Annotated in this window: 2 protein-coding genes; both read left to right on the top strand. The window is 75.8% G+C overall.

The genetic code is table 11. From position 1 onward, the window contains the following. Positions 1-768 precede the first annotated feature (768 nt). Complete coding sequence (locus tag HZS56_RS37650) at positions 769-1,287, top strand: DUF6912 family protein (protein ID WP_216725300.1); 519 nt, start codon at positions 769-771, stop codon at positions 1,285-1,287. Between the two features lie 58 nt (positions 1,288-1,345). Beyond that, the coding region (locus HZS56_RS37645; RefSeq protein ID WP_216725299.1) for an HAD family hydrolase at positions 1,346-2,011 on the top strand (666 nt) is incomplete at its 3' end.

Below are 2,011 nucleotides of genomic sequence, written 5' to 3'. Positions count from 1 at the left end.
GGTCGCGCCGGTGGTCCTTCGCCCCGGTCCGGCCGTCGACGGCCGGGTGTCCGCGGGCCTCGTCCGGGCGCCCGGGGCGGTCCGCGCCGTGGGACGGACGCCCGGGGCGTCGTGGGCAGCCTGTCGCGGCTCCGGGGTGGCGAGAGCCGTCACGGTCGCGCCGGCGCCCCCGCGGGGCCCGACGGGGGCCGTGGTCGTGGTCGTGGTCGCGCCGGTGGTCCTTCGCCCCGGTCCGGCCGTCGACGGCCGGGTGTCCGCGGGCCTCGTCCGGGCGCGCGGGGACCTGCCCGGAGCGCCCGGCGGGCGGCCGCCGGGCGCCGAGGTCCGTACGACACCGCCGGGCCGGCGCGGAGGTGCGGCCCCGGGGGCGCGGGATGCGGGGCCCGCGGGGGCGTACGCGAGGGGCAGGAGGCGACTGGCGGCCCTGGTCATGACCTTGTGCATGGAGATCCCCGTTTCTGCGGCGGCCCGGACTGGCCATACCGGGCAGTAACTTGCGGTCGAGGACCTTGTACGGGGTGAGGGCACGGCACGGCAAGGAGCGGCGCGGCCGGGGTGAGGGGGTCGCGGGGTTCACCTATCAGGGTGGCCGGGGCGGTGGAAGGCCCGGGACGACAGGGGAGCGCTGGGTGAATCACGGGCCCGGGGTGGACGACTGCGGCCTCCTGCCGGGAACCCGAAAGGGGACACCCGCACGTATCCTGAAGGCCCTCCCGCCGGACGACCGAACGCCCCGGCGGCGTCCCCGACCACGAAAGCGGCAGCCCCATGCGCGTCTACGTCCCCCTCACCCTGGCCGCCCTCGCCGAGGCGCACCGGACGGGAGAGCTGGGGGCGGCCGGACCGCTGACCGCCTACGCCGTCACGCCGGCGCTGCGCGAGTGGTACCTGTCGGACGACATCGAGGAACTGGAGTACGCCGCCCTGAACCGTGCCGCGCTGGCCTCGCTGCGGCTGCTGGCGGCGGACGCCGGTACCGCCCGCCGCCGGGTCGTGGTCGCCGCCGACGTGTCCGACGGCGCCGCCTCGGCCGACCCGGACCGGGGGCTCGATCCGGCGGGGCTGGGCGAGGTGTGGGTGGCCGGGCCGCTGACGCTGGCCGAGGCGGCCGCGGTGCACGTGGACGCCGCCGACGCGGAGGCCGACGTGACCGCCGCCGCGGACGCCCTCGCGGCGGCGGACGGCGGGGACGACGACGCCCAGTTCGTGGTGGACGGGGCGGAGGACCACGAACTGCTGTGGTACGCGACGCAGGAGATCCCGAACCTGGTGGGAACGGGTCACTGACGTGGCGCAGACCCCGGCCGTGACTTGACTGTCAGTCGCTCCGGGTACGTTTTCGGGCATGGGGATGCAGACAGGGGCGCACATCGTCTGGGACTGGAACGGCACGCTGTTCCACGACAACGAGGCGATCATCGGGGCGACGAACGCGGCCTTCGCCGAGCTGGGACTCGCGCCGATCACGTTGGAGCAGTACCGGGCGCTGTACTGCGTACCGGTGCCGAAGTTCTACGAGCGGCTGATGGGGCGGCTGCCGACGGACACCGAGTGGCAGGTCATGGACGCGACCTTCCAGCGCCACTACAGCGTGCACATGGGGCGGTGCGGGCTGGCCGAGGGTGCGGCCGAGCTGCTCGCCGGCTGGCGGTCGGCGGGGCGGAGCCAGTCGATCCTCAGCCTGTACGGCCACGAGGAGCTGGTGCCGCTGGTGCGGGGGTTCGGGATCGAGGCGCACTTCATACGCGTCGACGGGCGGACGGGGCCGTCCGGGGGCAGCAAGGCGGAGCACATGGTGCGGCATCTCGCCGAGCTGGCCGAGGCGGGCGTGGAGCCCGGCCGGACCGTGGTGATCGGGGACGCGGCGGACGACGCCGTGGCGGCGCGGGGTGTGGGGGCCAGTGCGGTGCTCTACACCGGGGGGTCGCACAGCCGCGCGAGCCTCGAGGGCGTGGGAGTGCCGGTGGTGGACACGCTGGGGGAGGCGGTGGGGGTGGCCGAGCGGTTGGCG

Origin of the sequence: Streptomyces mayonensis (assembly GCF_018982965.1) — a bacterium.
Classification (GTDB): Bacteria; Actinomycetota; Actinomycetes; order Streptomycetales; family Streptomycetaceae; genus Streptomyces; species Streptomyces mayonensis.
Note: the sequence above shows the minus strand (reverse complement) of the source record. Positions and strands in the feature narration are given on the sequence as shown.